This window comes from Mediterraneibacter sp. 210702-DFI.3.120, from assembly GCF_020561005.1.
Lineage (GTDB): Bacteria > Bacillota > Clostridia > Lachnospirales > Lachnospiraceae > Mediterraneibacter > Mediterraneibacter faecis.
This window is the reverse complement of the sequence record NZ_JAJCNG010000029.1, coordinates 11,890-35,472: the sequence shown is the minus strand read 5'-3', so window position 1 is coordinate 35,472 and position 23,583 is coordinate 11,890. Positions and strand designations below refer to the sequence as shown.

Annotated in this window: 23 protein-coding genes and 7 tRNA genes; 3 read left to right on the top strand and 27 right to left on the bottom strand. The window is 41.7% G+C overall.

What is annotated here, in order from left to right; genetic code table 11:
* Positions 1-52: 52 nt before the first annotated feature.
* The 3 genes from LI162_RS13425 to LI162_RS13415 form a co-directional block, all read right to left on the bottom strand.
* Complete coding sequence (locus LI162_RS13425; protein WP_015529325.1) at positions 53-889, bottom strand: carbohydrate ABC transporter permease; 837 nt, start codon at positions 887-889, stop codon at positions 53-55.
* Entirely contained in the window at positions 889-1,731 is an 843-nt protein-coding gene (locus LI162_RS13420; RefSeq protein WP_227156805.1) for a carbohydrate ABC transporter permease, read from the bottom strand. The genes LI162_RS13425 and LI162_RS13420 overlap by 1 nt, the downstream gene beginning before the upstream one ends.
* A gap of 159 nt (positions 1,732-1,890) precedes the next feature.
* Entirely contained in the window at positions 1,891-3,228 is a 1,338-nt protein-coding gene (locus LI162_RS13415) for an ABC transporter substrate-binding protein (RefSeq protein ID WP_227156804.1), read from the bottom strand.
* A gap of 224 nt (positions 3,229-3,452) precedes the next feature.
* Between LI162_RS13415 and LI162_RS13410 the strand changes: the two genes are divergently transcribed.
* A complete protein-coding gene (locus LI162_RS13410) occupies positions 3,453-4,340 on the top strand; it encodes an RluA family pseudouridine synthase (protein WP_020436208.1) in 888 nt (295 codons plus the stop codon).
* Positions 4,341-4,400: 60 nt separating this feature from the next.
* Here LI162_RS13410 and LI162_RS13405 read toward each other — a convergent pair whose 3' ends face one another.
* From LI162_RS13405 to LI162_RS13365, 9 genes are all read right to left on the bottom strand, one after another.
* The gene (locus LI162_RS13405) at positions 4,401-5,159 is read right to left on the bottom strand and encodes an ABC transporter permease (RefSeq protein ID WP_020436209.1); all 759 of its coding nucleotides are present in this window, start codon (positions 5,157-5,159) and stop codon (positions 4,401-4,403) included.
* A 13-nt stretch (positions 5,160-5,172) separates the two neighbouring features.
* A complete protein-coding gene (locus LI162_RS13400) occupies positions 5,173-5,859 on the bottom strand; it encodes an ABC transporter ATP-binding protein (RefSeq protein ID WP_015529320.1) in 687 nt (228 codons plus the stop codon).
* Positions 5,856-6,218, bottom strand: a complete 363-nt coding sequence (locus LI162_RS13395) for a GntR family transcriptional regulator (protein WP_015529319.1) — start codon at positions 6,216-6,218, stop codon at positions 5,856-5,858. Before LI162_RS13395 ends, LI162_RS13400 begins: the two co-directional genes overlap by 4 nt.
* Before the next feature lie 227 nt (positions 6,219-6,445).
* Complete coding sequence (locus LI162_RS13390) at positions 6,446-7,114, bottom strand: uracil-DNA glycosylase (protein WP_015529317.1); 669 nt, start codon at positions 7,112-7,114, stop codon at positions 6,446-6,448.
* Between the two features lie 37 nt (positions 7,115-7,151).
* Positions 7,152-7,913, bottom strand: coding sequence for an imidazole glycerol phosphate synthase subunit HisF (gene hisF, locus LI162_RS13385; RefSeq protein WP_117499029.1), 762 nt, complete (start codon positions 7,911-7,913; stop codon positions 7,152-7,154).
* Between the two features lie 13 nt (positions 7,914-7,926).
* A complete protein-coding gene (gene hisH, locus LI162_RS13380; RefSeq protein ID WP_020436210.1) occupies positions 7,927-8,532 on the bottom strand; it encodes an imidazole glycerol phosphate synthase subunit HisH in 606 nt (201 codons plus the stop codon).
* A gap of 50 nt (positions 8,533-8,582) precedes the next feature.
* Positions 8,583-10,088 carry a sensor histidine kinase gene (locus tag LI162_RS13375; protein ID WP_020436211.1) on the bottom strand — a complete coding sequence of 502 codons (1,506 nt, stop codon included), beginning with the start codon at positions 10,086-10,088 and terminating at the stop codon, positions 8,583-8,585.
* 5 nt (positions 10,089-10,093) lie between these two features.
* Positions 10,094-10,783, bottom strand: coding sequence for a response regulator transcription factor (locus tag LI162_RS13370; protein ID WP_020436212.1), 690 nt, complete (start codon positions 10,781-10,783; stop codon positions 10,094-10,096).
* Positions 10,784-10,964: 181 nt separating this feature from the next.
* The gene (locus LI162_RS13365) at positions 10,965-11,204 is read right to left on the bottom strand and encodes an HPr family phosphocarrier protein (protein WP_015529312.1); all 240 of its coding nucleotides are present in this window, start codon (positions 11,202-11,204) and stop codon (positions 10,965-10,967) included.
* A gap of 321 nt (positions 11,205-11,525) precedes the next feature.
* On the opposite strand from LI162_RS13365, the gene LI162_RS13360 reads away from it, so the two are divergent.
* Entirely contained in the window at positions 11,526-12,203 is a 678-nt protein-coding gene (locus LI162_RS13360) for a YoaK family protein (protein WP_055148462.1), read from the top strand.
* 88 nt (positions 12,204-12,291) lie between these two features.
* Here LI162_RS13360 and LI162_RS13355 read toward each other — a convergent pair.
* The 14 genes from LI162_RS13355 to glf all read right to left on the bottom strand — a co-directional run bounded on the left by LI162_RS13355 (position 12,292) and on the right by glf (position 19,466).
* Positions 12,292-12,372: transfer RNA gene (locus tag LI162_RS13355), tRNA-Leu, on the bottom strand.
* 60 nt (positions 12,373-12,432) lie between these two features.
* Positions 12,433-12,505: transfer RNA gene (locus LI162_RS13350), tRNA-Lys, on the bottom strand.
* A gap of 36 nt (positions 12,506-12,541) precedes the next feature.
* Positions 12,542-12,613 (bottom strand) — tRNA-Gln (locus LI162_RS13345).
* Positions 12,614-12,666: 53 nt separating this feature from the next.
* Positions 12,667-12,740 (bottom strand) — tRNA-His (locus tag LI162_RS13340).
* Between the two features lie 7 nt (positions 12,741-12,747).
* Positions 12,748-12,821, bottom strand: a tRNA-Arg gene (locus tag LI162_RS13335).
* A gap of 37 nt (positions 12,822-12,858) precedes the next feature.
* A tRNA-Gly gene (locus tag LI162_RS13330) sits at positions 12,859-12,929 on the bottom strand.
* Positions 12,930-12,936: 7 nt separating this feature from the next.
* Positions 12,937-13,011 (bottom strand) — tRNA-Pro (locus LI162_RS13325).
* Positions 13,012-13,218: 207 nt separating this feature from the next.
* Positions 13,219-13,698 carry a metallophosphoesterase family protein gene (locus tag LI162_RS13320; RefSeq protein WP_227156803.1) on the bottom strand — a complete coding sequence of 160 codons (480 nt, stop codon included), beginning with the start codon at positions 13,696-13,698 and terminating at the stop codon, positions 13,219-13,221.
* Positions 13,695-14,309 (bottom strand): XTP/dITP diphosphatase, encoded by a 615-nt coding sequence (locus tag LI162_RS13315; RefSeq protein WP_020437305.1) that lies wholly within the window; start codon positions 14,307-14,309, stop codon positions 13,695-13,697. The genes LI162_RS13320 and LI162_RS13315 overlap by 4 nt, the downstream gene beginning before the upstream one ends.
* Before the next feature lie 51 nt (positions 14,310-14,360).
* Positions 14,361-15,509 (bottom strand): THUMP domain-containing class I SAM-dependent RNA methyltransferase, encoded by a 1,149-nt coding sequence (locus LI162_RS13310; protein ID WP_015529308.1) that lies wholly within the window; start codon positions 15,507-15,509, stop codon positions 14,361-14,363.
* A gap of 249 nt (positions 15,510-15,758) precedes the next feature.
* Entirely contained in the window at positions 15,759-15,989 is a 231-nt protein-coding gene (locus tag LI162_RS13305) for a hypothetical protein (protein WP_227156802.1), read from the bottom strand.
* Between the two features lie 255 nt (positions 15,990-16,244).
* Positions 16,245-16,760 carry a DUF1700 domain-containing protein gene (locus tag LI162_RS13300; RefSeq protein WP_015529306.1) on the bottom strand — a complete coding sequence of 172 codons (516 nt, stop codon included), beginning with the start codon at positions 16,758-16,760 and terminating at the stop codon, positions 16,245-16,247.
* A 430-nt stretch (positions 16,761-17,190) separates the two neighbouring features.
* Positions 17,191-18,207 carry a hypothetical protein gene (locus LI162_RS13295; RefSeq protein ID WP_227156801.1) on the bottom strand — a complete coding sequence of 339 codons (1,017 nt, stop codon included), beginning with the start codon at positions 18,205-18,207 and terminating at the stop codon, positions 17,191-17,193.
* Between the two features lie 158 nt (positions 18,208-18,365).
* The gene (gene glf / locus LI162_RS13290) at positions 18,366-19,466 is read right to left on the bottom strand and encodes a UDP-galactopyranose mutase (protein ID WP_227156800.1); all 1,101 of its coding nucleotides are present in this window, start codon (positions 19,464-19,466) and stop codon (positions 18,366-18,368) included.
* Between the two features lie 169 nt (positions 19,467-19,635).
* Between glf and LI162_RS13285 the strand changes: the two genes are divergently transcribed.
* Positions 19,636-20,904 carry a dihydroorotase gene (locus tag LI162_RS13285; RefSeq protein WP_227156799.1) on the top strand — a complete coding sequence of 423 codons (1,269 nt, stop codon included), beginning with the start codon at positions 19,636-19,638 and terminating at the stop codon, positions 20,902-20,904.
* Between the two features lie 56 nt (positions 20,905-20,960).
* On the opposite strand, the gene LI162_RS13280 is transcribed toward LI162_RS13285, so the two are convergent.
* Positions 20,961-23,558, bottom strand: coding sequence for a heavy metal translocating P-type ATPase (locus tag LI162_RS13280; protein WP_227156798.1), 2,598 nt, complete (start codon positions 23,556-23,558; stop codon positions 20,961-20,963).
* Between the last annotated feature and the right edge of the window lie 25 nt (positions 23,559-23,583).

Here is a 23,583-nt window from a genome sequence, read left to right as displayed (position 1 = left end):
ACGCATCCTCCGTGTCAATCAGCGGAGTGATTGACACGGGAGTGAACAGTAACTAGCCTTTAACTGCTCCTGCTACAACACCTTCGATAATATATCTCTGGCAGAACAGATAGAAGATGATGATCGGCACAATTGCAAGAACCAAAGTTCCCATCATTGCTCCCATATCTACGGAACCATATCCACCTTTCAGATACTGGACTGCCATCGGCACTGTCTTATATTTTCTCTGATCCAATACAAGTGATGGAAGCAGATAGTCGTTCCAGATCCACATTGCCTGAAGAATTGTAACAGTTACACAAGTCGGCTTTGCAATCGGAAGTACAACTTTGAAGAATGTCTGGATTGGTGTACATCCATCGATCATCGCAGCTTCTTCAATCTCCAGTGGAATGGATTTCATGAATCCGGTGAACATAAAGACGGAAAGTCCTGCACCAAATCCAAGATAGATCACAATCAGTCCCCATGGATTTCCCATATGAAGCATATTTGCAATCTTAGATAATGTAAACATTTCCATCTGGAATGGTACGATCATTGCAAACAGACAAAGCATATATAAGACTTTTGTGAACTTTGTCTTCACACGACAGATATACCATGCACACATGGAGCAGCATAAGATGATCACTGCTACAGATAAGATTGTGATAAACAAACTCCATCCAAATGCCTGAATCAATCCTGTCTGTTTAATACCACGGATATAGTTCTCTAATCCGACATACATCTTTCCGGTCGGTATCTCGAACGGGGCTTTACTGATATAGGCTTTTTTCTTAAAGGAGTTGATAAATACCAGTACGATCGGATACAGATACAACAGACTGAGTACTGTAAAAATAACGGTTAATAATGTGCCATGTTTTACTTTTTTATTCATTACTGCTGCACCTCCTTTGATGTTGTCATTTTATTCTGAATTAATGCGATCACTCCTACAATAATGAAGAAGATAACTGCTTTTGCCTGTCCTACACCTTCCCAACCGGTTCTTCCATAGAATGTATTATAAATGTTCAGGGCAAGCATTTCTGACATCTTGTCCGGTCCACCGTTTGTCAATGCAAGGTTCTGGTCGAAAAGTTTGAATCCGTTTGTAAGTGTCAGGAAAGTACAGATTGTGATGGATGGCATAACCATCGGAATTGTAACATATCTTAAAAGCTGTACTTTATTTGCTCCGTCGATCTCCGCTGCCTCGATCAGCTCTCCAGGAATATTCTGAATACCTGAGATGTAGATGATCATCATGTATCCAATCTGCTGCCAGAGCATCAGGATAACTAATCCCCAGAAACCATATTTTGAAGAATATGTAAGTGTTTTCTGGAAATGTGCCAGAATACCGTTTAATAACAGCTGCCATACATATCCAAGTACGATACCACCGATCAGATTTGGCATAAAGAATACGGTACGGAAAATATTAGTTCCCTTAATCTTCTTTGTCAAAAGCATTGCTACCGCAAAAGCGAAAATGTTGATCAGTAATACTGTTACGATCGTAAATAATGCAGTAAACCAGAGAGAGTGAAGGAAATCCCCATCTCCCAGTATCTTTGCATAGTTGCCAAGTCTAATAAATCTGGCATCTGTTACCGTTGTAAACTTGCAGAACGAAAGGTATACACCTAACACGAATGGTGCAAGGAAACCTATCGTGAATGCAATCAGCGTCGGCAATACAAATACCGGAAAATATCTTTTTATAGCTTTTTGCATGTTCTTCTCCTCCTGTCTCTCTTTCTGTAAAAAGGTCTGTCTCTTTTTACACTTCTAATAACACACTTTCAGCCTGCCCCCGGTATTCTCGTTGGCAGGCTGCATACTATTTCTCTATTTCACAGCCTTTTTATCTGTCGGTCCTGTGAAAAGCCTTTTTTATTCATTTGCTGCTGCGTATTCTTCAGCCCATCCATCAACGAATGCTGTCTGTACACTATCCCATGTGCCTGTGCCCTGTGCATAGTTCAGAAGAGCACCACCAAGATTGTTCTTCCAGTTCTCAGATGGCATTGTTGTAAAGTTCCAGCTTACTGGTGTCTTTCCAGCCTCTGTGTACTCGGCATTTGCTTTTACAAGCGGGTTGTCCGGAAGGTAATCTGCGAATGTTGTAAACGGTGTTACGAATCCCATCTGATTTGCCAGCATGTCACGGCCTTCGTCACTCTCAACTACCCATTTCATGAAATCAAGTGTTGCCTGAATATCTTCTTCAGAAGCGTTTTTATTTACACACCAGTAGTTCTCTGATCCTGTACAAAGTCCCTGGTTCTCTTCTCCATCAACTCCGATGTAGATTGGAAGCATTCCCATATCTTCTTCTGCTACTTCGTTATCTTTGATATCATTGTAAGCCCATGTACCATTCTGATAGAATACTGCTTCACCAAGTGAGAATTCGCTTGCTGCGTCATCTCCTGTCTTAGAAGAGATCATAGATGGCTCACATGTAGAGTTGTTCAGATACAGATCCCAGATCTGTTTGTAGTTGTCAAGGTATGTTCCCTTGATAGCATCTGTACTATCAATTCCGTCTGCCTTGTACTCATAGTAAATTGGCAGGTTTGCAAGGTGAGTCTTGAATCTCCAGTCAGAAGAAGAATCCATTCCTGCTGAAGTGAAAGCTCCTTCTACTCCAAGATCATCTTTATGTGCCTGAATCTCTTCTGCTGCTGTCTTAAGTGCCTGGAAGCTATTCAGCTCATCGATGGATTTGATGCTTGCATCCGGCAGTTCGAAGTATTTGTTCAGAAGTGCTTTGTTGTAGATCAGACCATAAGTCTCAATAACATAAGCGATTCCGTCTACTGCATCACCATCTTTTAATACATAGTCATCAGACTCAACGTCTTTGTAAACGTCACTTTTTGAAAGGTCATAGCAATAATCCTTCCATGTAGCAAGTCCAACCGGTCCGTTTACCTGGAACAATGTTGGGGCCTCGTCTTTTGCCATCTCTGATTTCAGCTGTGACTCGTATGTTCCTGATGCAGCTGTCTGCACATCAACCTTAACGCCAGTTTCATCTGTGTACTCTTTAGCAAGTTCTACCCACTGATCAGCCTGCTCTGGTTTGAAGTTCAGATAATAAACTTTTCCGGATGACTTATCTCCTTTCGCTGTTTCATCTCCGCCTGATGTGCTTCCACATCCTGCAAGCATTCCGCCTGCCATTGAAGCTGCAAGTACAAGTGCAAGAATCTTTTTCTTCTTCATAATAGAATCCTCCTTTTATTACTACTTGTCTTTGTTTTTCTTGATAGTGTTATTATAATAAAAAGTGCCAAAATAAGATATAATAAAATTCCAAGAAACATAACACTATTTCAAGATTATTGTAATTTTTGAAAATTTTGTGTATGATACAAGAGTTCATAAAGAGTCAAATCGGAAAGGATGTGTCTGTTTTTATGCTATCAGACACGACAGGATAGAAAAAGATGGATCGTACGATCAACTATCAGATAACAGAAGAAGCGGACGGCCTGCGTATCGAGCAGTTCCTGCGTCACCAGGGCTACTCCTACCAGAACATCACTCAGTTAAAAAAGATGCCGGAAAGCATTTTAAAAAACGGAGTCTGGGAATATATGCGTTCACTACTTGCTACTGGAGATATTCTCACAGTACATATTCAGGAAAATGAAAGTTCACCGAATATTCCTCCTGTCGAACTGCCGCTTAGCATTATATATGAAGACGAAGATATCCTTGTTGTCAACAAACCTGCCGGAATGCCGATCCATCCATCACTGAATAATTATGAGAATTCTCTGGCAAATGGACTAATGTGGTATTATACAGAGCAGGGAAAGCCTTTTATCTTCCGCTGCACGAACCGCCTGGACCGTGACACTTCAGGACTGACTGTCATTGCCAAGCACCTGATCAGTTCCAGCATCCTATCTTCCATGGGCGCACGACACGAGATCAAGCGTGAATATCTCGCGATCGTCCGTGGCAGTGTAACACCTCCATCCGGCACGATTGATGCACCACTCGCCCGCACCGGCAGTTCCATGATTGAGCGAAAAGTAGACTTCAAGCATGGAGAGCGTGCAGTCACACATTATAAAGTTGTAAAAGAAAAAAACGGGCACAGCCTTGTCTCTCTTATCTTAGAGACCGGCCGTACCCATCAGATCCGTGTCCATATGCAATATTTAGGATTCCCACTTGTCGGTGATTATCTATATAATCCGGATATGGAATACATCCACCGCCAGGCATTACATTCCTGGAAGCTCTCCTTTATTCATCCGATCACAAAGGAGCCGATGGAATTCACAGCGGAATTACCGAAAGATATGAAGAATATTCTTATTTAAAGAACACTATGCGCGAAAACACTCTCTGCCACAAATCAGGGAGTGTTTTTCTATCTATTCTTATACACTAAGCTTCTTATCTGCCATCCATCCACTAAGTAAAAATACTGCTACACAGATTATAATGTAGTATACAAGATATCCGACACCAAAGAATAAATTTCCTGCTACTTCTACATTCGGAAGTACATTGCTAATCAGATTATAAATCTTTTCTATTATAAATGTAATCACAAAGAAAGCTACGATTGAGATTCCTCCTGCATATTTTGAATCCCTTAAAATAGTTCGAGAAACGATTACCGCAAGATAACCAACCATCACAACCTCTGTCCATCCGACAAAGATGCAGAGAAGATTCCAGATAATCTGTGCGATCAGCTGCCCTTCGCCTGACACTCGTATAAAACTATCTCTTATGATCGCAAATACATTTCCAAGTTCTCCGACATACTGGATCGTCCCTACAAAACAAAGCAGTCCGGCAATCGCATAAAGTGCAAACACGAAAAACATCTGTGCGATTGCTACAACAAATTTTGCTCCAAGAATTTCCCATACGGATTTCGGAGTCATCCAGATCATATAGCTTTGCTTTGTTTTCAAATCTCTGTTCAGAATCAGAATACTCTCAATTCCCATATAGAACACTACAAAAAACGATCCGACTAATAAAAGCGTTGCACTGATTCCCATCAATGCATCCTTTTCAACCAGCATACCTCCAAGAAATGCAAGCACACAGACAGCTAAAGCTACCATAACAATCATTCTCGAAGTCCGCTGTTTCTTCCATTCATATTTCATTAATTTTCCCATCGTTACTCCCTCCTTACATCTTCTGCAGATAAAGCTCTGCAAGTGAATTTCCCGTTGTCATTCTCTCTGTCTCAACATTCACGACATCCACAAGCTGTCCATCTTTTATAAAAATCGCATCCTCAATAAAGCTTTCTACCTCTTCAATCAGATGGGTAGAGATCACCATTGTACGATTCTCATCTGCTTCTTCCAGGATCAAAGCAATGATCTCTTCTCTCGCTTTATAGTCCACACCGTTCAAAGGCTCATCTAACAAGAGAAGATCTGCTTTTCTCGCCAATGTTGCAGCCGCTTTCAGTTTCGCATTCATTCCGCTTGACATTGCAGACGCTTTCATCTCTTCATTCAAGCCCAGGCGTTCAATTGTTTTTCTAAACTGCTCTCTGTCAAAATCCTCAAAGAAATCTGCATAATATTCTTCTACATCTTTTACCTTCATATAACTATAGAAAAATGGTTCCGTTGACATATATGCGATGGATGCTTTGTCCTGATAGCTAAGCGGATGTCCCTCAAATAAAATCTCTCCCTCTGTTGGCTGTGTCAGTCCCGCTGCCATCTTCATAAGTGTCGTCTTACCACTTCCATTTTCTCCGAGAAGACCATAAATCGTGCCCTTTTTCAACTTCAAAGTAAGCTCTTTAACTGCTTCTTTATTCCCGAATTTCTTTGTGATATTTCTGTACTCTAACATCATTTCTGCTCCTCCTCGTAATCGGCAATCTGCTCAATAATCTCGCCTTTCTGAAATCCAAGATCACGCATCTCGTGTACAAAATTCTTCAACAGCTCTTCTGCCATCTCCTTCTTCACATTGTCAAACATATACTCCTCCTCCGACACAAATGTACCGATTCCACGCTTCGTGTAACAATATCCTGCCATCTCCATCTCCCGGTAGATTCTCGCCGCTGTGTTCTGATTCACTTTATACAAAACTGCAAGCTCCCTGTTCGATGGCATCTTCTCACCCGGTTTCAACTCGCCCTTTACCATCTTTTTCTTAAGCTCGTTGATCACCTGAAGATAGATTGGACTTCCTGAATTATATTCCATGTGATTCCTCCATTTATCTTTTTTGCATTTACTGTATTAGTGCTATAGTTAGATAGTACACTAGGTTTTTAGTTCTGTCAATATAAATATAGACATTTTTCTCTTTGATTGATGGTTATTCTGACGACAGCCAGTTTGATTGTTTTAATTTTGAATTATACACATAAAAAATAGACGTCCTTGCTTTGGCCAGCAGACGTCTATTTTTAATACTTTGCTACTATGATTTACTCAATCTGCCAGTCAATCGGCTCGATTCCATTCTTCTCCAGAAATGCATTTGTCTGACTAAATGGCTTGCTTCCAAAGAAACCTCTGTAAGCAGCCAGCGGGCTTGGATGCGGTGCTTCCAGAATAAGATGCTTTGGATTCGTAAGCATTCTCTTCTTCCTCTGTGCAGGAGCTCCCCACAGAATAAAGACAATCGGTCTGTCCTGGCTGTTCAGTGCCAGAATCGCTGCATCTGTGAATTCTTCCCATCCGATTCCTCTGTGAGAGTTCGCCTGATGTGCTCGTACTGTCAGCACAGTGTTCAACATTAACACACCCTGCTCGGCCCATTTTGTCAGACACCCATGATTTGGGATTGTGCAGCCGAGATCATCATGGAGTTCTTTATAGATATTCACAAGTGACGGTGGAATATCTACACCTTTCTGCACGGAAAAGCTTAATCCATGTGCCTGACCGTTATTATGATAAGGATCCTGTCCAAGGATCACAACCTTCACATCCTTCAGCGGAGTCAGATGAAATGCATTGAAAATATCTTGTGCCGGTGGAAAGATCAATTTTGTCCTGTATTCCTCATTTACCGTCTCAAATAATTTCCTATAATAAGGCTTGGAAAACTCTCCTTTCAATGCCTCATACCAGTCTCCATTCAAACCACTCATAGTTCCTGCTCTCCTCTTCTTTCTGCTTAACCATTCTCTACAGTCTGACAGAAATTCCTTCGTTTCTTAAATACTCTTTTACTTCTTTGATTTCCAGCTCTTTATAATGGAATAAAGATGCTGCCAATGCTGCATCTGCACCACCGTCTGTCAATGCCTCTTTAAAATGCTCCAACGTTCCGGCTCCACCGGACGCGATTACAGGAATCGATACACTATCTGCAATTGCCCGTGTCAGTTCCAGATCATATCCAGCCTTCGTTCCGTCACCGTCCATACTTGTCAGAAGAATCTCACCTGCGCCAAGGGACTCTACTTTCTTCGCCCACTCAACCGCATCGATTCCAACATCCAGGCGACCACCATTCTTATAGATATTCCACCCTGTTCCGTCTACTCTTTTCTTTGCATCAATCGCCACTACTACACATTGGCTTCCAAACTTCTCTGCCGCTTCACGGATTAGCTCCGGTCTGTTGATTGCAGAAGAATTGATTGAAATCTTATCCGCACCTTCTCTTAACAATGCACGGAAATCATCAACTGTCCGGATTCCTCCGCCGACAGTAAACGGAATAAACACACATTCCGCAACCTTTCGTACCATATCAACAACTGTTCCTCTATCATCTGAAGAAGCTGTGATATCCAGAAATACAAGTTCATCAGCTCCTGCCTTATCATATGCCTTTGCAATCTCCACCGGGTCTCCGGCATCCTGAAGATCAACAAAATTCACACCTTTTACAACACGTCCGGCATTCACATCCAGACATGGGATAATTCTTTTTGTAAACATTCTCGCACTCCTCCTACAGCTCTACAAAGTTTTTCAGAATCTTCAGTCCTACATCACTGCTCTTCTCCGGATGGAACTGGCATGCGAAAATATTGTCCTTCTCAACAGACGCATGGATATGTGTTGTATACTCTGTTGATGCCTTGACAATCTGTTCCTCTTCTGCTTTCAGATAATAAGAATGTACAAAATATACATAAGAATTCTCAGCGATTCCCTTAAAAAGTCTTCCATCATTCTCTAAATGAAGGGAATTCCATCCCATATGGGGAATCTTATATCCTTCTTTATCAGGTATCCTTAAGATCTCACCCTTTAGAATTCCAAGTCCTTCTACACCCGGAGCCTCATCGCTGTGCTCAAATAAAAGCTGCAATCCAAGGCAAATTCCAAGAAATGGTGTTCCCTTTTCTGTAACCTCGCGGATTACTTCATCAAGCCCTGACTGTTTTAATTTCTCCATAGCATCTCCAAATGCACCGACACCCGGAAGAATCACTTTATCTGCATGAAGGATCTCATCTCTGTCCGCTGTAACTATAACATCCTGTCCAAGTGCAAGCAATGCTTTCTCAACACTGCGGATATTACCGGCATCATAATCAATTATTGCTATCATTAGCCTACCTCTTATCTGTAATCTAGTATCTATTATCTAGTATCTATTTTCTATACTTTACCACACTTTGCGTCGAGTTCAAACCAAAATTCGACTCCATTGTCATAATTTTTCACGCCGTACCCCTGATGGAAAGATTCCATGATTGCCTTAACGATTGAAAGTCCAATCCCATTTCCACCATATTCACGTGTATGTGCTTTATCCACTTTATAAAATTTATCCCACAGTTTTGGTACATCTTCTTCTGGAATCGGTTTTCCACTATTAAAGACGGAAACACATACTTTTCCATCCATTGAAACGATCTTCACTTCGATCCGCTTCTCATTTCCGACATGATGAATCGCATTCGTAAGATAATTCCGTACAACCTGTTCTGTCTTAAACTCATCTGCCCAGACATAAGCTGTCTCATCAGCAATAAAATCTACATTCGCATTAACCTGTTGGATCAGAATATCACAACTTGCAATAACACCTTTCACAAGCTTCACAATATCAAACCGTTCAAATTCCACTTCATCTGTACCGAATTCCAACTGATTCAGTGTCAGCAGATTCTTGACCATCCGGTTCATCTTTCCTGCTTCATCAATAATGACATCACAGTAAAACTCTGTACTTTCCGGGTCGTCATTGATTCCTTCTTTTAACCCTTCGGCATATCCCTGGATCAATGCGATCGGCGTCTTCAGCTCATGGGAAACATTTCCAAGAAATTCATTTCTCATATTTTCAAGTTTCTCTTTCTGCTCAATGTCCTGCTGCAGCTGATTATTCGCAGTCTTCAATTCAGATATTGTCTTTTCCAGCTGATCTGACATTTTATTAAAATTCTCGCCCAGAACACCAATCTCATTCTTTCCGCCGCTCGTATACTTCGCATCAAAATTCAGATTTGCCATATCTTCGGAAAGTCTTGCCAGTTCCAACACTGGTTTTGTAATCCTTCGTGAAAAAATCCATACAAGGATTCCTCCAAAGAACATTCCGAAAATTCCAAGATAAATCAGAAACTGATTGGCAAGATTGGCACTTTCACGAATACTGTCCAATGGGCTTCGCATTGTGACAAACACACTATCACTTAAATACCCCCACATTTCCAGATAATCCGTACCGCTCTGTGGATCCTGGATTTTACGAACCACATAATCGTCCGAATGCTTGAGAATCTTTTCCTGATCATCATCTTTCAGGAAGAAAATACGGAGCATCTGTTTGTACAGGAAACCTTCTTCCTTTACATTTGTAAATACAACCTTTCCATCGTCAGAAATATCCATCGCGCAGACATCAATATTCGTTTTTTCAAGTTCCGCCACAAGTTTCTTCTGCACTGCCTCATTTCCAAGATTTCCATTGTTCACTGCTTCACTCATTTCCTCATACATCTCAATCAGATCTTTCTGCTTATGAGACATATAATATCGTCCAAGAAACCCCGTATTAACAATGAAAACTAACATCAGAACAAACACTAGAAGTCCAACAAAAATAGCTGTCATCTGTCCGCTCAACGTATATTTCAGTTCTCTTTTTGCTTTCTTCATCTGATTTATTTCTCCGCGCTCTGAACTTCAAACTTATATCCCATGCCCCAGATTGTTTTGATATATTCGCCCTTATCGCCTAATTTACTTCTCAGTTTCTTCACATGTGTATCAATTGTTCTTGCATCACCAAAATAATCATAATTCCATACATTATTCAATATTTTCTCTCTGGAAAGCGCAATTCCCTGATTTTCTATAAAGTAGGTCAACAATTCGAATTCTTTATAACTAAGTTCGACCGGTGTTCCATCAATCTTCACGATATGTGCTGACTTGTCAATCGTAATACCGCCTGCCTCCAGCGAATCATTGCCGACCGCTCCCAAAGTTCTGCGAAGGATTGCATTTACTCTTGCCACAAGAATCTTTGGACTGAATGGCTTAGAAATGTATTCGTCCACACCAAGTTCAAATCCCTGCAGCTCATCTCTCTCCTCAGAACGCGCTGTCAGCATAATGATTGGCACTTTAGAAGTCTCTCGAACCTCACGGCACACCTGCCAGCCATCCATTTTCGGCATCATTACATCTAAAATGATCAGGGCAATGTCTTTATCTTCGTAAAAAAGATCCATTGCTTCCATTCCATCTCCTGCTTCTAATACTATATACCCTTCTCTTGTGAGAAAATCCTTCACAAGTTTTCTCATTCTGCTCTCGTCATCCACAACTAATATTTTTGCTCTTTCCATCTTCTTTTCTCCTAACTTATATTTGCGTGTACCAGATCACTTCTACATTTAATTACCTTTTAATATACCAAATAGTTTTGTCAATATTGTGAACAACAAAACGGTCACTCTATAAATGTGTATCAAAACTTCATTTACAGACTGACCGTCTCTTCTTTTATTCAAGAATGCCTCGGCAGGATTATTCAAACTCATAGTTAGAAAAACATTCATTTGCCTCTTCTTCATCCTGTCCATTCACAACTACACGCATTGGCAGTCCCAGCTTAATAGACATTAACCCCATAAGGGATTTACCATCGATGATATAATTTCTGTTTGCCATATCAGTTACATCAACGTCTGATTTTAATTTCTGACAAGTGTTGCAAAATGTCATGATCTGCCCTGCTGACATAAACTTCACTTTCTTTTCTACCATGTTTTTTACCTCCATCTGTCTATCGAATACGAGTAATAATAAAAGCCAACACAGAAATCTGCACAATGCCTGAATGCAGATTACTGTAATTTCAAACATTCTTGACCAGTATATACCACTTATTCCGGAGGTGCAAGTGAATTTTCGATTTTTTTCGACATATTGTCTACCTTTTTTGATATAAAGTTCTCACCCGGAGAATCTTGACAGCCACTACTGTCACTTTTATAATAATTGATGGCTTATTATTACTGCTTTCCGCCAGAAAGCAGTAATTCAATCATGACAGTAGGTACTACACACGAAAATGAGGTGATATCTATGAAACACAAATTTCAAATTTCTGAATCTATCCGGCTTGGAGCAATCCTTGCACTTTCCGGTGGATTCATGGATGCTTACTCTTATATGGAGCGTGGAGAAGTATTTGCCAATGCACAGACTGGAAACATGCTTCTCTTTGGGGTACATCTCTCTCAGGGAGACTTCCAGAACACAATGAAATACCTTTTCCCTGTACTCGCCTTTGCACTTGGAATCGCTCTTGCTGAAGTTGTCCGGGCTAAGGCAGGAAATCTGCTTCACTGGAGACAGATTTCTGTTCTGGCAGAAGCACTAATCCTGATCGCAGTCAGTTTCTTCCCAACAGCATTGAATCTTCCGGCCAATGCATTAACTTCTTTTGCCTGTGGAATTCAGGTTGAAAGTTTTCGCAAGATTCATGGCAAAGGAATCGCAACTACAATGTGCATCGGTAATCTGCGCAGTGGAACAGAGAACCTGCACCACTATTTCCATACAAAAGAACGACATTTTCTGGATACAAGTCTTCTGTATTACGGAATCATTGCCTGCTTTATTGTCGGCGCAGTGATCGGTAATGCAGCAGTTCAGCTGTTCCAGACAAAGGCAATTCTTGGATGTTCCTTCTTGTTATTAATTTCATTCTTTATGATGTTTATTGATTGGGAAAAGAAAGAAAAGGAGCTTGCACTTTAATGTGCGGCTTCTTTTTTCATACCGGTTTTTAGATAGAAAAAATCCCGAAAGTGCAATGTTGATCAGCACTTCCGGGGAAAAAATTTACTGCGGATGACAGGACTTGAACCTGCACGTCGTAAACACCAGAACCTAAATCTGGCGCGTCTGCCAATTCCGCCACATCCGCATATTTCTTATTCAATTATTGATTAAGAAAAAAATAGAACAAGCAATTTGCTTGTTCCAGTGAGCGTGCGGGGATTCGAACCCCGGACAACTTGATTAAAAGTCAAGTGCTCTACCACCTGAGCTACACGCCCTTATTCATTTTTATTTCTTTCCTGCTAGCAGGATAACTGGGCTAGCTGGATTCGAACCAGCGAATGCAGGAGTCAAAGTCCTGTGCCTTACCGCTTGGCGATAGCCCATCGAAGACTTCATATCTGACACTGCACGGCCAGTTGGAATATTTAAAGAAAAAGGTGGATAGCCGGACTCGAACCGGCGATATCCAGAACCACAATCTGGCGCGCTAACCAACTGCACCATACCCACCATAAAACGAGCCTGGGGGGATTCGAACCCTCGACCTACGGCTTAGAAGGCCGTTGCTCTATCCAGCTGAGCTACAGACTCATTTCTCTTAATGAGAACCTCTCGTTTTCAAACGAGAAGCGGGTGATGGGAATCGAACCCACGTATCCAGCTTGGAAGGCTGGTGTTCTACCATTGAACTACACCCGCAGGATGATCGGGGTGACAGGATTCGAACCTGCGACCTCCTGGTCCCAAACCAGGCGCTCTAGCCAAGCTGAGCCACACCCCGATATCAGTTTTATTTCCTTGCCCCTGCGGCTTTGTGTTTCTTTCGTATCTCCCGCAGCGACAAGATATATTATATGGCATGTTTCTCAGAAAGTCAACAGGTTTTTTTAAGTTTTTTTACTTTTTTGCGACTGTTTTTTTACCTGTTTTTCGCAAGAAGAGTGTGCAAATTGTTTCTTTTGTTTTAATTTTCTGATAATTAGAACAATTATAGATATTTTTGCTCAAAACTCAATTTTCCATTCCCATCGACTTCCATAATCATATAGCTGCCTCGTCTTCCCTCCTGACGTGGAAAAGATAGACTTCCCGGGTTTAAAATTGTCATTCCATCCTTCTGAAGAAAGAAAGGACGATGTGTATGACCAAACATTACGAGATCCGCTCCTCTTGATCTGCCCTCTTCTATGATAGTTTCCATCCCCATGGACACATAATAATAATGTCCATGGGTAATAAATGCATGATAAGGACCAATCTCAAACTCCTCTTCTCTCGGAAGTTCTGTAAAAAAGTCGTTATTTCCTCTTATAATATACTTCTCACACTCTACGACAGCCTCCAGATAGTCTTCTCCACCTTCTACATCTCCAAGATGGATAAACATATCAATTTTCCCAGCCTCTTCTAATGCGCGGTCCAGTGCCTGGTGTCTTCCGTGTGTATCACTGACAATCAGAATTTTCATGCTTCTTCCTCGTTCAATTTCTCTTCCAGCAGGATTTTTATTGCTCGAAGTGCTTTTCCTCTGTGGCTCAATTTATTTTTCTGCTCCGGTGTCATCTCCGCTGTTGTACATCCGAATTCCGGAACATAGAAGATTGGATCATAACCGAATCCATTCGCACCGACAATCTCGTGTCCAATTTGTCCTTCAATCGTCTCACGGACTACGCTTGTTGTTCCATCCGGAAATACTGCTGCAACCGCACAGACAAATCTTGCGGTACGCTCATCATCCGGAACCCCTTCCAGTCTGTCCAGAAGTATTCTGTTCTTTATATCATAAGAAGTATCCTCTCCGGCAAATCTCGCAGAATAAATTCCAGGTGCCTTATCCAGATAGTCAATCTCAAGACCTGAATCATCTGCAAGAACAATATCGTTGACCAGCACTCGTGATACAGCTCTTGCCTTGATCTCTGCATTTTCTTCAAAGCTCATTCCGTCTTCTACAATTTCTTCATCGACTCCTGCCTCACGCATCGATACGATCTCCATACCAAGATCAGCAAGAATCATCCGGATCTCTTTCATCTTATTTTCATTTCCTGTTGCAAATACAATTCTTCTCTTCATTTTGCTTTCTACCTTCTATTCTTTTTCACCAACAATCTGGTACAGCGTTTCTTATTTCTTCGGTCTCGGTGGCTTTGGTCCCTGGAACTGATAGAAATATGTTTTCAGCATACCATTATAAATCTTACGGTTCTTATCTGCTTTTCTTCCGAAATAACGTTCTGCGTCTTCATAACTTGTGATCATGTATGCAGACCAGCTGTCAAGTTTTCTAAAGCTCTCGCCAAATTCACGATATAAACCAGGAAGTGCCTCTTTCTCCTCAAGACGCTCTCCATACGGCGGGTTTGTTATGATAAATCCATATTTCTTCGGATGACTCAGTGCACTGACCGGTCTCTCCTGGAAATGGATCAGATGATCCACACCTGCATTCTCTGCATTCTGTCTTGCCATCCGCACAACATCCCCATCAATATCATATCCCTGGATATCCGTCTCAATCTGATCATCGATCAGATCATTCGCCTCATCAATGGCCTCATACCAGAGTTTCTTATCAATCAGATTCGCCCAGCTCTCAGCCGTAAAAGAACGATTCATTCCCGGTGCAATATTTGCTGCCATCATTGCTGCCTCAATTGGAAATGTTCCACTTCCGCAAAACGGATCCACTAAGATACGCTCTTTTCTCCACGGTGTCAGCATAATCAGTGCTGCTGCCAGTGTCTCAGAAATCGGTGCCTTGCCGGCTGACGGACGGTATCCTCTCTTATGAAGAGAATCTCCCGATGTATCGATTCCGATCGTAACGATATCCTTCATCAAAAATACTCTCAGTGGATAAGAAGCTCCATCTTCCTGAAACCACTGTACATGATATCTGCTTCTAAGACGATCTACCATCGCTTTCTTCATAATTGACTGAATGTCCGAAGGGCTGAACAGCTTACTCTTTACCGATGAAGCTTTCGCCACCCAGAACTTCCCGTTCTTCGGTATATAATTCTCCCACGGAATTGCTTTTGTCTTCTCAAACAATTCATCAAAGGTAACTGCTTTAAAACTTCCTGCCTTGAGCAGAACACGTTCTGCTGTACGGAGAAATACATTCGCTCTGCACGCTGCATCTGCTCCTCCGTAAAAGGTAACTCTTCCATCTTCCACCTGTGCAATCTCATATCCCAGATCCTGAATCTCCCTTTTTAATACTGATTCAAGACCGAAATGACACGGCGCAATCCATTCCATTCTTTCCATATCTACCTCATATTATCTTTATGTACTTATTAATTACTGTTAACTGATTCTTATTTTACAGTATTATAATTTGATGTAAGTGTCAAAAGTATAAATTGCGTTTGTGCTCGCACAAATAAGCGATTCATACTTTTGACACTTACATCATAATTCTACTATAAATGAAAGGCAGAGTAAAGTGCGATTGCCTTTCTTCTCTGCCTTGTTACTGTTTATAAGAATCTTATTCGTTACTGCTCACAATATCTGTTAATATCTGTCTGACTCATCATAATCATCTTTTCCGCCATAGCAGTCATCTGCATTTTTGGAATTGCAGTTTGTGCTGTTCTTACTCTTATTTGAATAAGAATTTTTATTGGAATTCTTATTCGAACCTGAATTAGATGTTGAATTTCTGTTCTTACTCTGATTTTCTTCCTTCGATGAATAGAATCCATTCTGGGAATTTTTACTTGTGTTGCTATAATTTTTTGCCATGATACTTCCTCCTTATTTGGTGTTACTGTTCTTATTAACTGACAGTAACTATTTAGTACAATCTTTATTATCCCAAACGGAGGTCTTTTTATGCATTTTGTTTCAACCATATTTTGAATATTTTGCTTGCTTTTTCCAAATGCATATATTATACTGATTCATGTAGAAAGATTATTTTCTACAACCCCTTATTAATTATTTATACTCCCCTCAAAAGACCGATGGCTCCCCCATCGGTCTTTTACTTTTCTTTTTCTAATATCGTCGGTTCCCACCGATCAGTCTGATCACGATCATAATGATCAGAAGAGGAACAAGAACCGGTGCCAGAAAACTGATGATTCCTGTTATAACAGACACAACTACTACAACTACAAATACAACTGCAAGAATCAGCAAAGCCTTCTTCCACCAGGTATCTAATCTGAACTCATGATAGGAACCATAAGAATGCTCTGTTCCATATTCATCCTTCTGTCCATAACCAGTATAGCTGTTCTGTGCCTGCGTTGTCTGGTTGTACGAATTATTGAATGGACTCCTGTTCTCATAAACCACTTCTTCGTCTGTTCCATCACTTGCATCTACAATGGTTTTCGCAATTGCCCACGGATCTCCGAGCAGTTCCAAGACCTCCTGCTCGCTCTTTCCTTTTCTCATTTCTTCTATAATATAATCATCATAAAACTTAAGATGATCCTGAATTGTTGCGGCATCAAGCTTTCCATTCAAAGCCTCCTGTAATTTTCGGATAAATTCCTGTCTTGTCATATTCAACTGTTACCTCCTGTTCCGAAGGTTACTGTTCACACGATGTGCGACCAGCAACGCATCTCGCCATTTTAAATCGCCTTTGGCGATGGGGCGAGATGCATTCAAGTCAAAACACGCATCCTCCGTGTCAATCAGCGGAGTGATTGACACGGGAGTGAACAGTAACTTCCGAAGTTTTCTTTAGATGTAGAATACCACACTGCCATTCTTTTTTAAACCGTTATTTTCCACTACATCTGTCGTTCATAATTTGTTCATTTATCATTTAAAAATCTTTCATCTTCTTATCACTTTTTCTTCATTTCTCTCACATATACTATAAGTATCAAAGGAAAAAACAAAAAACTTTGAATAAACTTTTTCATAATACATGCCGGGAACCAGTAAATGGTTACCCGGCATCCTCCCTTTTATGGAAACTTTTTTCTTATTCCGGAACAATCGGATCATTTATCACTTCTTGTTTCGTTTCCTGTTGTATTTCCTCTTCTACAGATTTTTCCGCAGTTTCCTCTGTTTGCTGTTCTGTCGTTTGCTCTGTTTCTTCCTTGTTTTCCCCGTTATTCTCTTCTTTCGTCGTTTCTTCTATCTTCTTTTCACATGCTTTGACCGATTCCAGAATCTCCTGAACCCGTTCCTCCATCTCTTTCTTCCATTTCATATCTTCCAATGCTTTTTTTCTTTCCTGTTCAGTTTCACTATGTTCTTCTGGTATTGTTTTTACATCGTCTGCTTTCTGAGCTTGCACTGCCGTTTCACTTTTTCCAACTATATTGTTGCTTTCTCTTCCCCGGCTCATCCCAATTCCTGCTGCCGCAATTACTGCCCCGGCAGCAAATAAAAGAACCGCCAGTTTGACATTCCGAAGTTTTACTTTCTGTTCCAAATTCCATTCCTCGCGTTCCTCCGGAAGATCACGTATCACCTGGCTGATCTTATCATAATGCCGTCTTCCGCCACCGGTACAACGTTCAATGATCCGCTCCAATCTGCGTTCTTCACTTCTGCTAAGTTCTGGGATCTGCTCTGTATATGCCAGTAAAAACTGCAAAATTTTACCATATCCAAACAAATCTACGGAACAATTTTTCTTGCTGCCTGACGCTGTCGGGCGGATAAAATGACTTCTCACCGCTTTCTGCTGCATCTTCTTCATAACAAATTCATTTTCCTGTGCATCCGGATTTAAAAGCAGCAATTCTCCTTCTTCTGTCACAACAATACTATATGGGGTCAGACAACGATAATTCTGCCCACGTCTCGACTGCTGATACTTTCTTATTTCTCCGGCAATCTGTCGGAACCATTCAAATAACACCGCTTTATCTAACTGTGTATTATCACGCAGATAATAAATCAAAAGTTCTCCCTGCAGGCAATCGATACTTGGCTGGCATTCGGTTCCTTTTTCCACGAAGCGAAGTACTTCATACATTTTTTCCATATTTAATTCTACTGCAATCTGTCATCTAAACGTGTGCGGCCCCACACCGCACACGATACAATACTTGTCCAATTGAAAATTATCAGAATCTGATACGAACTACTCTTCAGAATCTTTCCTGATTCTTCAGTCAGAACGACTGAAGTGTGACTCTCATATTAATTGAATTCTTCCAGTCTGTCAAGAGCTGCGGCAACAACTTTATCCATGTCATAATATTTATAATCTCCCAGTCGTCCGCCAAAGATTACATTTTCTTCCTTTTCTGCAAGCTTCTTGTATTCTTCAAACAATGCATTATTCTTCTCATCATTTACCGGATAGTATGGTTCCATGCCAACACTCCATTCTGATGAATACTCTCTGGAAATAACCGTCTTCTCCTGCTTGCCAAACTCAAAATGCTTATGCTCGATAATTCTTGTATACGGAACTTCACGCTCTGTGTAATTGACAACAGCATTTCCCTGATAGTTCTCACAATCAAGAACTTCTGTCTCAAATCTGACAGAACGATACTCCAATGCTCCCAGCTGATATCCAAAATATTCATCGATCATTCCTGTAAAAATAATCTTCTTTGCAACCTCCGGATTCTCTTTTCTGAATTCAAAGAAATCAATCCCTGTGCGAACTTCTGTCCCTTCCAGCATCTTCTCAACGATTGCTGTATAACCGCCAACCGGAATTCCCTGATATCTGTCATTGAAATAGTTATTATCGTAAACAAATCGGAATGGCAGACGTTTGATAATAAATGCCGGAAGTTCTGTACACTTTCTTCCCCACTGTTTCTCTGTATAACCCTTGATCAGTTTCTCATAGATATCTCTTCCGCCAAGAAAAAGTGCCTGTTCCTCCAGATTCTGTGGATCTGTGATTCCTGTCTCTTTGCGCTGTTTTTCAATAATCTCTTTTGCTTCCTGCGGTGTACGGATATTCCACATCTTACTGAATGTATTCATATTAAATGGCAGGTTATAAAGTTCATCTTTATAAACTGCTACCGGTGAATTGATGTAATTATTAAATTCCGCGAACTGATTCATGTAATCCCATATCTTTTTATCAGACGTATGGAAAATATGTGCACCATATTTATGTACATGGATTCCTTCTATGTCCTCACAGTAAATATTTCCTGCAATATGATCTCTTCGGTCAATCACAAGACATTTCTTCCCTTTTTTCTTTAATTCATGTGCCATGACAGCTCCATAAAGACCTGCTCCGACAATCAGATAATCGTATTCTTTCATTTACTCCTTCTTTCCGCAGAACGATTGTCCTGATCCGGTAAAATCCAAAGATCAACCTTTCTGCCTTCTTTCTTTTCATATTACGGTATGCTTATGATAACACATTTTCTAATAAATTTGAATCTCTATCAAAAATACGGTATACTTAACAGCAAAAGGAGGATGAATTATGCTTATAAAAAATGGTTTTCTAATTGATCCTGCATCTGATACAGAACGTCTTGTCGACCTTCGCATCACAGACGGTCTGATCCAGACACTCGCAGATGCCGGAACTCTGACACCTGAAAATGGAGAGGCTGAGCTTGATGCTGCAGGACTTATGATTTCTCCAGGACTTGTTGACACACACATTCATTTCCGTGATCCCGGATTTACTTATAAAGAAGATCTCCATACCGGATCTCTTGCAGCTGCTGCCGGTGGATTTACTTCCGTGATCTGTATGGCAAATACTTCACCGGTCATCGATTCTGTTCCGGTTCTCAAAGAACTGATGGAACGGGAGGCTTTGGAAGACATCCATATTTTCCAGGCTGCTGCTGTCTCCTACGGACTCAAGGGTGAAGAGATGACTTCTATGAAGGAACTTGCCGCTGCCGGTGCCTGTGGATTCACAGATGACGGAATTCCTCTTAAGAATGCTGCCTTTCTCTATAAGGCCATGGAAGAGGCGAAGGCACTTGACCTTCCGATCAGTCTTCATGAAGAAGATCCTGCATTTATTGAAACAAACGGAATCAACCACGGACCTGTATCTGATGCGCTGGGCATCTACGGATCTCCTTCGATTGCTGAAGAATCTCTTGTTGCCAGAGATTGTCTGCTGGCGCTTCGTTCCGGTGCACAGGTCGTGATCCAGCATATCAGCTCCGGACAGTCCGTTGAACTGGTACGTACCTTTAAAGCTATGGGAGCAAATCTGCATGCAGAGGCAACTCCGCATCATTTCACTTTGACAGATGAAGCTGTATTAAAATACGGCGCACTTGCCAAGATGAACCCACCGCTTCGTACAGAAAATGACCGCCTTGCTATCATCGAAGGTCTCAAAGACGGTACGATCGATCTGATTGCTACAGACCACGCGCCACACAGTACGGAAGAGAAATCCCGTCCTATCACACAAACACCAAGCGGTATTATTGGTCTTGAGACTTCCCTTGCTCTCGGAATCACTTCCCTTGTACGTCCGGGACACCTGACATTAAGCCAGCTGATTGAGAAGATGACGATCAATCCTGCCAGCCTGTATCACCTTCCGTGCGGTTCTGTCGCAGAAGGAAAATCAGCTGATCTTGTACTGTTTGATCCGAATGAGAAATGGACTCCTGAGACTTATGCTTCTAAGTCTTCTAATTCTCCATTTACCGGATGGGAATTGTATGGAAAAGTAAAATATACAATCTGTGATGGAAAGATTGTATACAAGGATTAATCCAAGAGGTCCCCTGCAGAATCTTTCATTTCCGCAGGGGATCTCTTCTTTGCTTATTAATCCTCGATCGCTGTTACTGTATAATCTTTGTCTTCGACTGTCTTTTTCAGCATTTCATTACTGATTTCGGAATTCAGTGTTACAACTGCTGTTCCGGCCTCATGGCTGACTTCTGCTGTATCAACCTGCTCAAGTGCCTCGAGAGCTTTCTTCACAGCCGCCTCGCAATGTCCACACATCATTCCTTCGATTTTCATTGTCTTTGTCATCTTTGTCTCCTCCTTGTTTTCTGACTCATTTTTGTCTGCTAAGACAATATCTGAAACAGTATTTTCTGCTGTTTCTACCTTTTTCATCTTTCTTTTTCTGTCTTTGCTGGCATCGTACATTTTAAACAGATTCAGTCTCAATGCATTTGTTACTACACAGAAACTGGACAGGCTCATTGCCGCTGCTCCGAACATCGGATTTAATTTCCAACCAAAGACCGGGATCCAGATTCCTGCTGCCAGTGGAATTCCTATCGCATTATAGAAAAATGCCCAGAACAGATTCTCATGAATGTTACGCAGTGTTGCACGGCTCATACGGATTGCCGCCGGCACGTCACTTAACCGGCTCTTCATCAGCACAACATCCGCTGCATCGATTGCAATATCTGTCCCCGCTCCAATGGCAATTCCCATATCTGCCCTGGTCAGTGCCGGTGCGTCATTGATACCGTCACCTACCATCGCAACCTTTCCTTTTTCTTTCAGCTTGCGGATCACCTGTTCTTTTCCTTCCGGAAGAACACCTGCGATCACTTCATCCACACCTGCCTGCTCACCAATTGCCTTCGCTGTGCGCTCATTATCTCCGGTCAGCATAACAACATGGATTCCCATATTCTGAAGTTCTTTCACTGCCTGTGGACTATCTTCCTTGATCACATCCGCAACTGCGATCATGCCAAGGAACTGCTCATTCCTTCCAAAGAACAGCGGTGTCTTTCCTTGCTGTGCCAACCGTTCCGCCTGTTCTTTTATGCTGGCAGAAATCTTCATTTTGTCTGAAATGAATTTAAAATTGCCTCCGTACAGCCAGTCCTCTCCAAGTTTTCCTGACAGACCATTTCCCGGAACTGCCTGAAACTGTGTGATTTCACTTTTCTGCTCTGCTTCCCCATTTTCTTCTGCCTTTGCAAGAATTGCCCGGGCAAGCGGATGCTCACTTTTCTTCTCCAATGCATTTGCAAAAAATAATAATTCATGTTCTGTCATTCCGTCCGCAGGGAGCAGATCCGTCACCTTCGGTTCTCCACTTGTGATCGTTCCTGTCTTATCAAGTGCAACAATCTCCGTCTTTCCTGTCTCTTCCAGCGAAACAGCTGTCTTAAACATGATTCCATTCTTCGCGCCCATCCCATTTCCAACCATAATTGCAACCGGAGTGGCCAGACCTAATGCACACGGGCAGCTGATCACCAGAACAGAAATTCCCCTTGCAAGTGCAAATCCAACAGACTCTCCGACAAGCAGCCATACGATCATTGTGATAATTGCAATAGAAATAACTGCCGGAACAAATACTCCTGAAACTTTATCTGCCACTTTGGCAATTGGCGCTTTTGTTGCTGCCGCATCACTTACCATCTGAATAATCTGTGATAATGTCGTATCCTCGCCAACTCTTGTCGCCTCGCAGCGCAGAAAACCTGACTGATTCATTGTAGCCGCAGACACTTTATCCCCTTCTGCTTTATCTACCGGTATACTCTCTCCGGTCAGTGCAGCTTCATTTACTGCACTGTTTCCTTCCAGAACAATTCCATCCACCGGAATATTCTCCCCCGGTCTTACAACAAACTGATCTCCTCTTCTCACCTGATCGATGGAAACTTCCTGTTCTTTTCCATCGCGCAGGAGCGTTGCTGTCTTTGGTGCCAGCTTCATGAGACTCTTTAATGCATCTGTTGTCTTTCCCTTTGAATGCGCTTCAAGCATCTTTCCGACTGTGATCAACGTTAAAATCATTGCTGCTGATTCAAAATAAAATTCATGCATCAACTCCATCACATGATCCATATCGCCTGCCGTCTGCGCTGCTGTCATAGCGAATAATGCATACACGCTATATCCATAAGATGCACCTGCACCAAGTGCAACCAGCGTATCCATATTTGGTGCTCTATGGATCATGCCTTTCCATCCACTGATAAAAAACTTCTGATTGATCACCATAACGATTGTCGTTAACAGGAGCTGCGCCAGCCCCATCGCCACATGATTCCCTTCCAGAAATACCGGAAGTGGCCAGCCCCACATCATATGCCCCATTGACAGATACATGAGCGGAATCAAAAAACACAAAGAAGCGATCAGACGCCTTTTCATCTTCGGTGTCTCCCTGTCTTTCAACGCATCTTCCGCACAGTTCTGCTCACTTTGATTCATCCCATGCCCTTCATTCTTTGCAGATTTCAACGTTGCCCCATATCCAGCTTCCTCAACAGCCGCAATGACCGCATCTACTGTTGCTGTGCCTTCCACTCCCATGGAATTCGTCAGAAGACTGACTGAACAGTTCTCAACTCCGGGGACTTTCCCAACTGCCTTCTCAACACGGGCACTGCAGGCTGCACAACTCATTCCCGTCACATTATATTGTTCCATCTTACTCCTCCTTCAAGTTGTGATC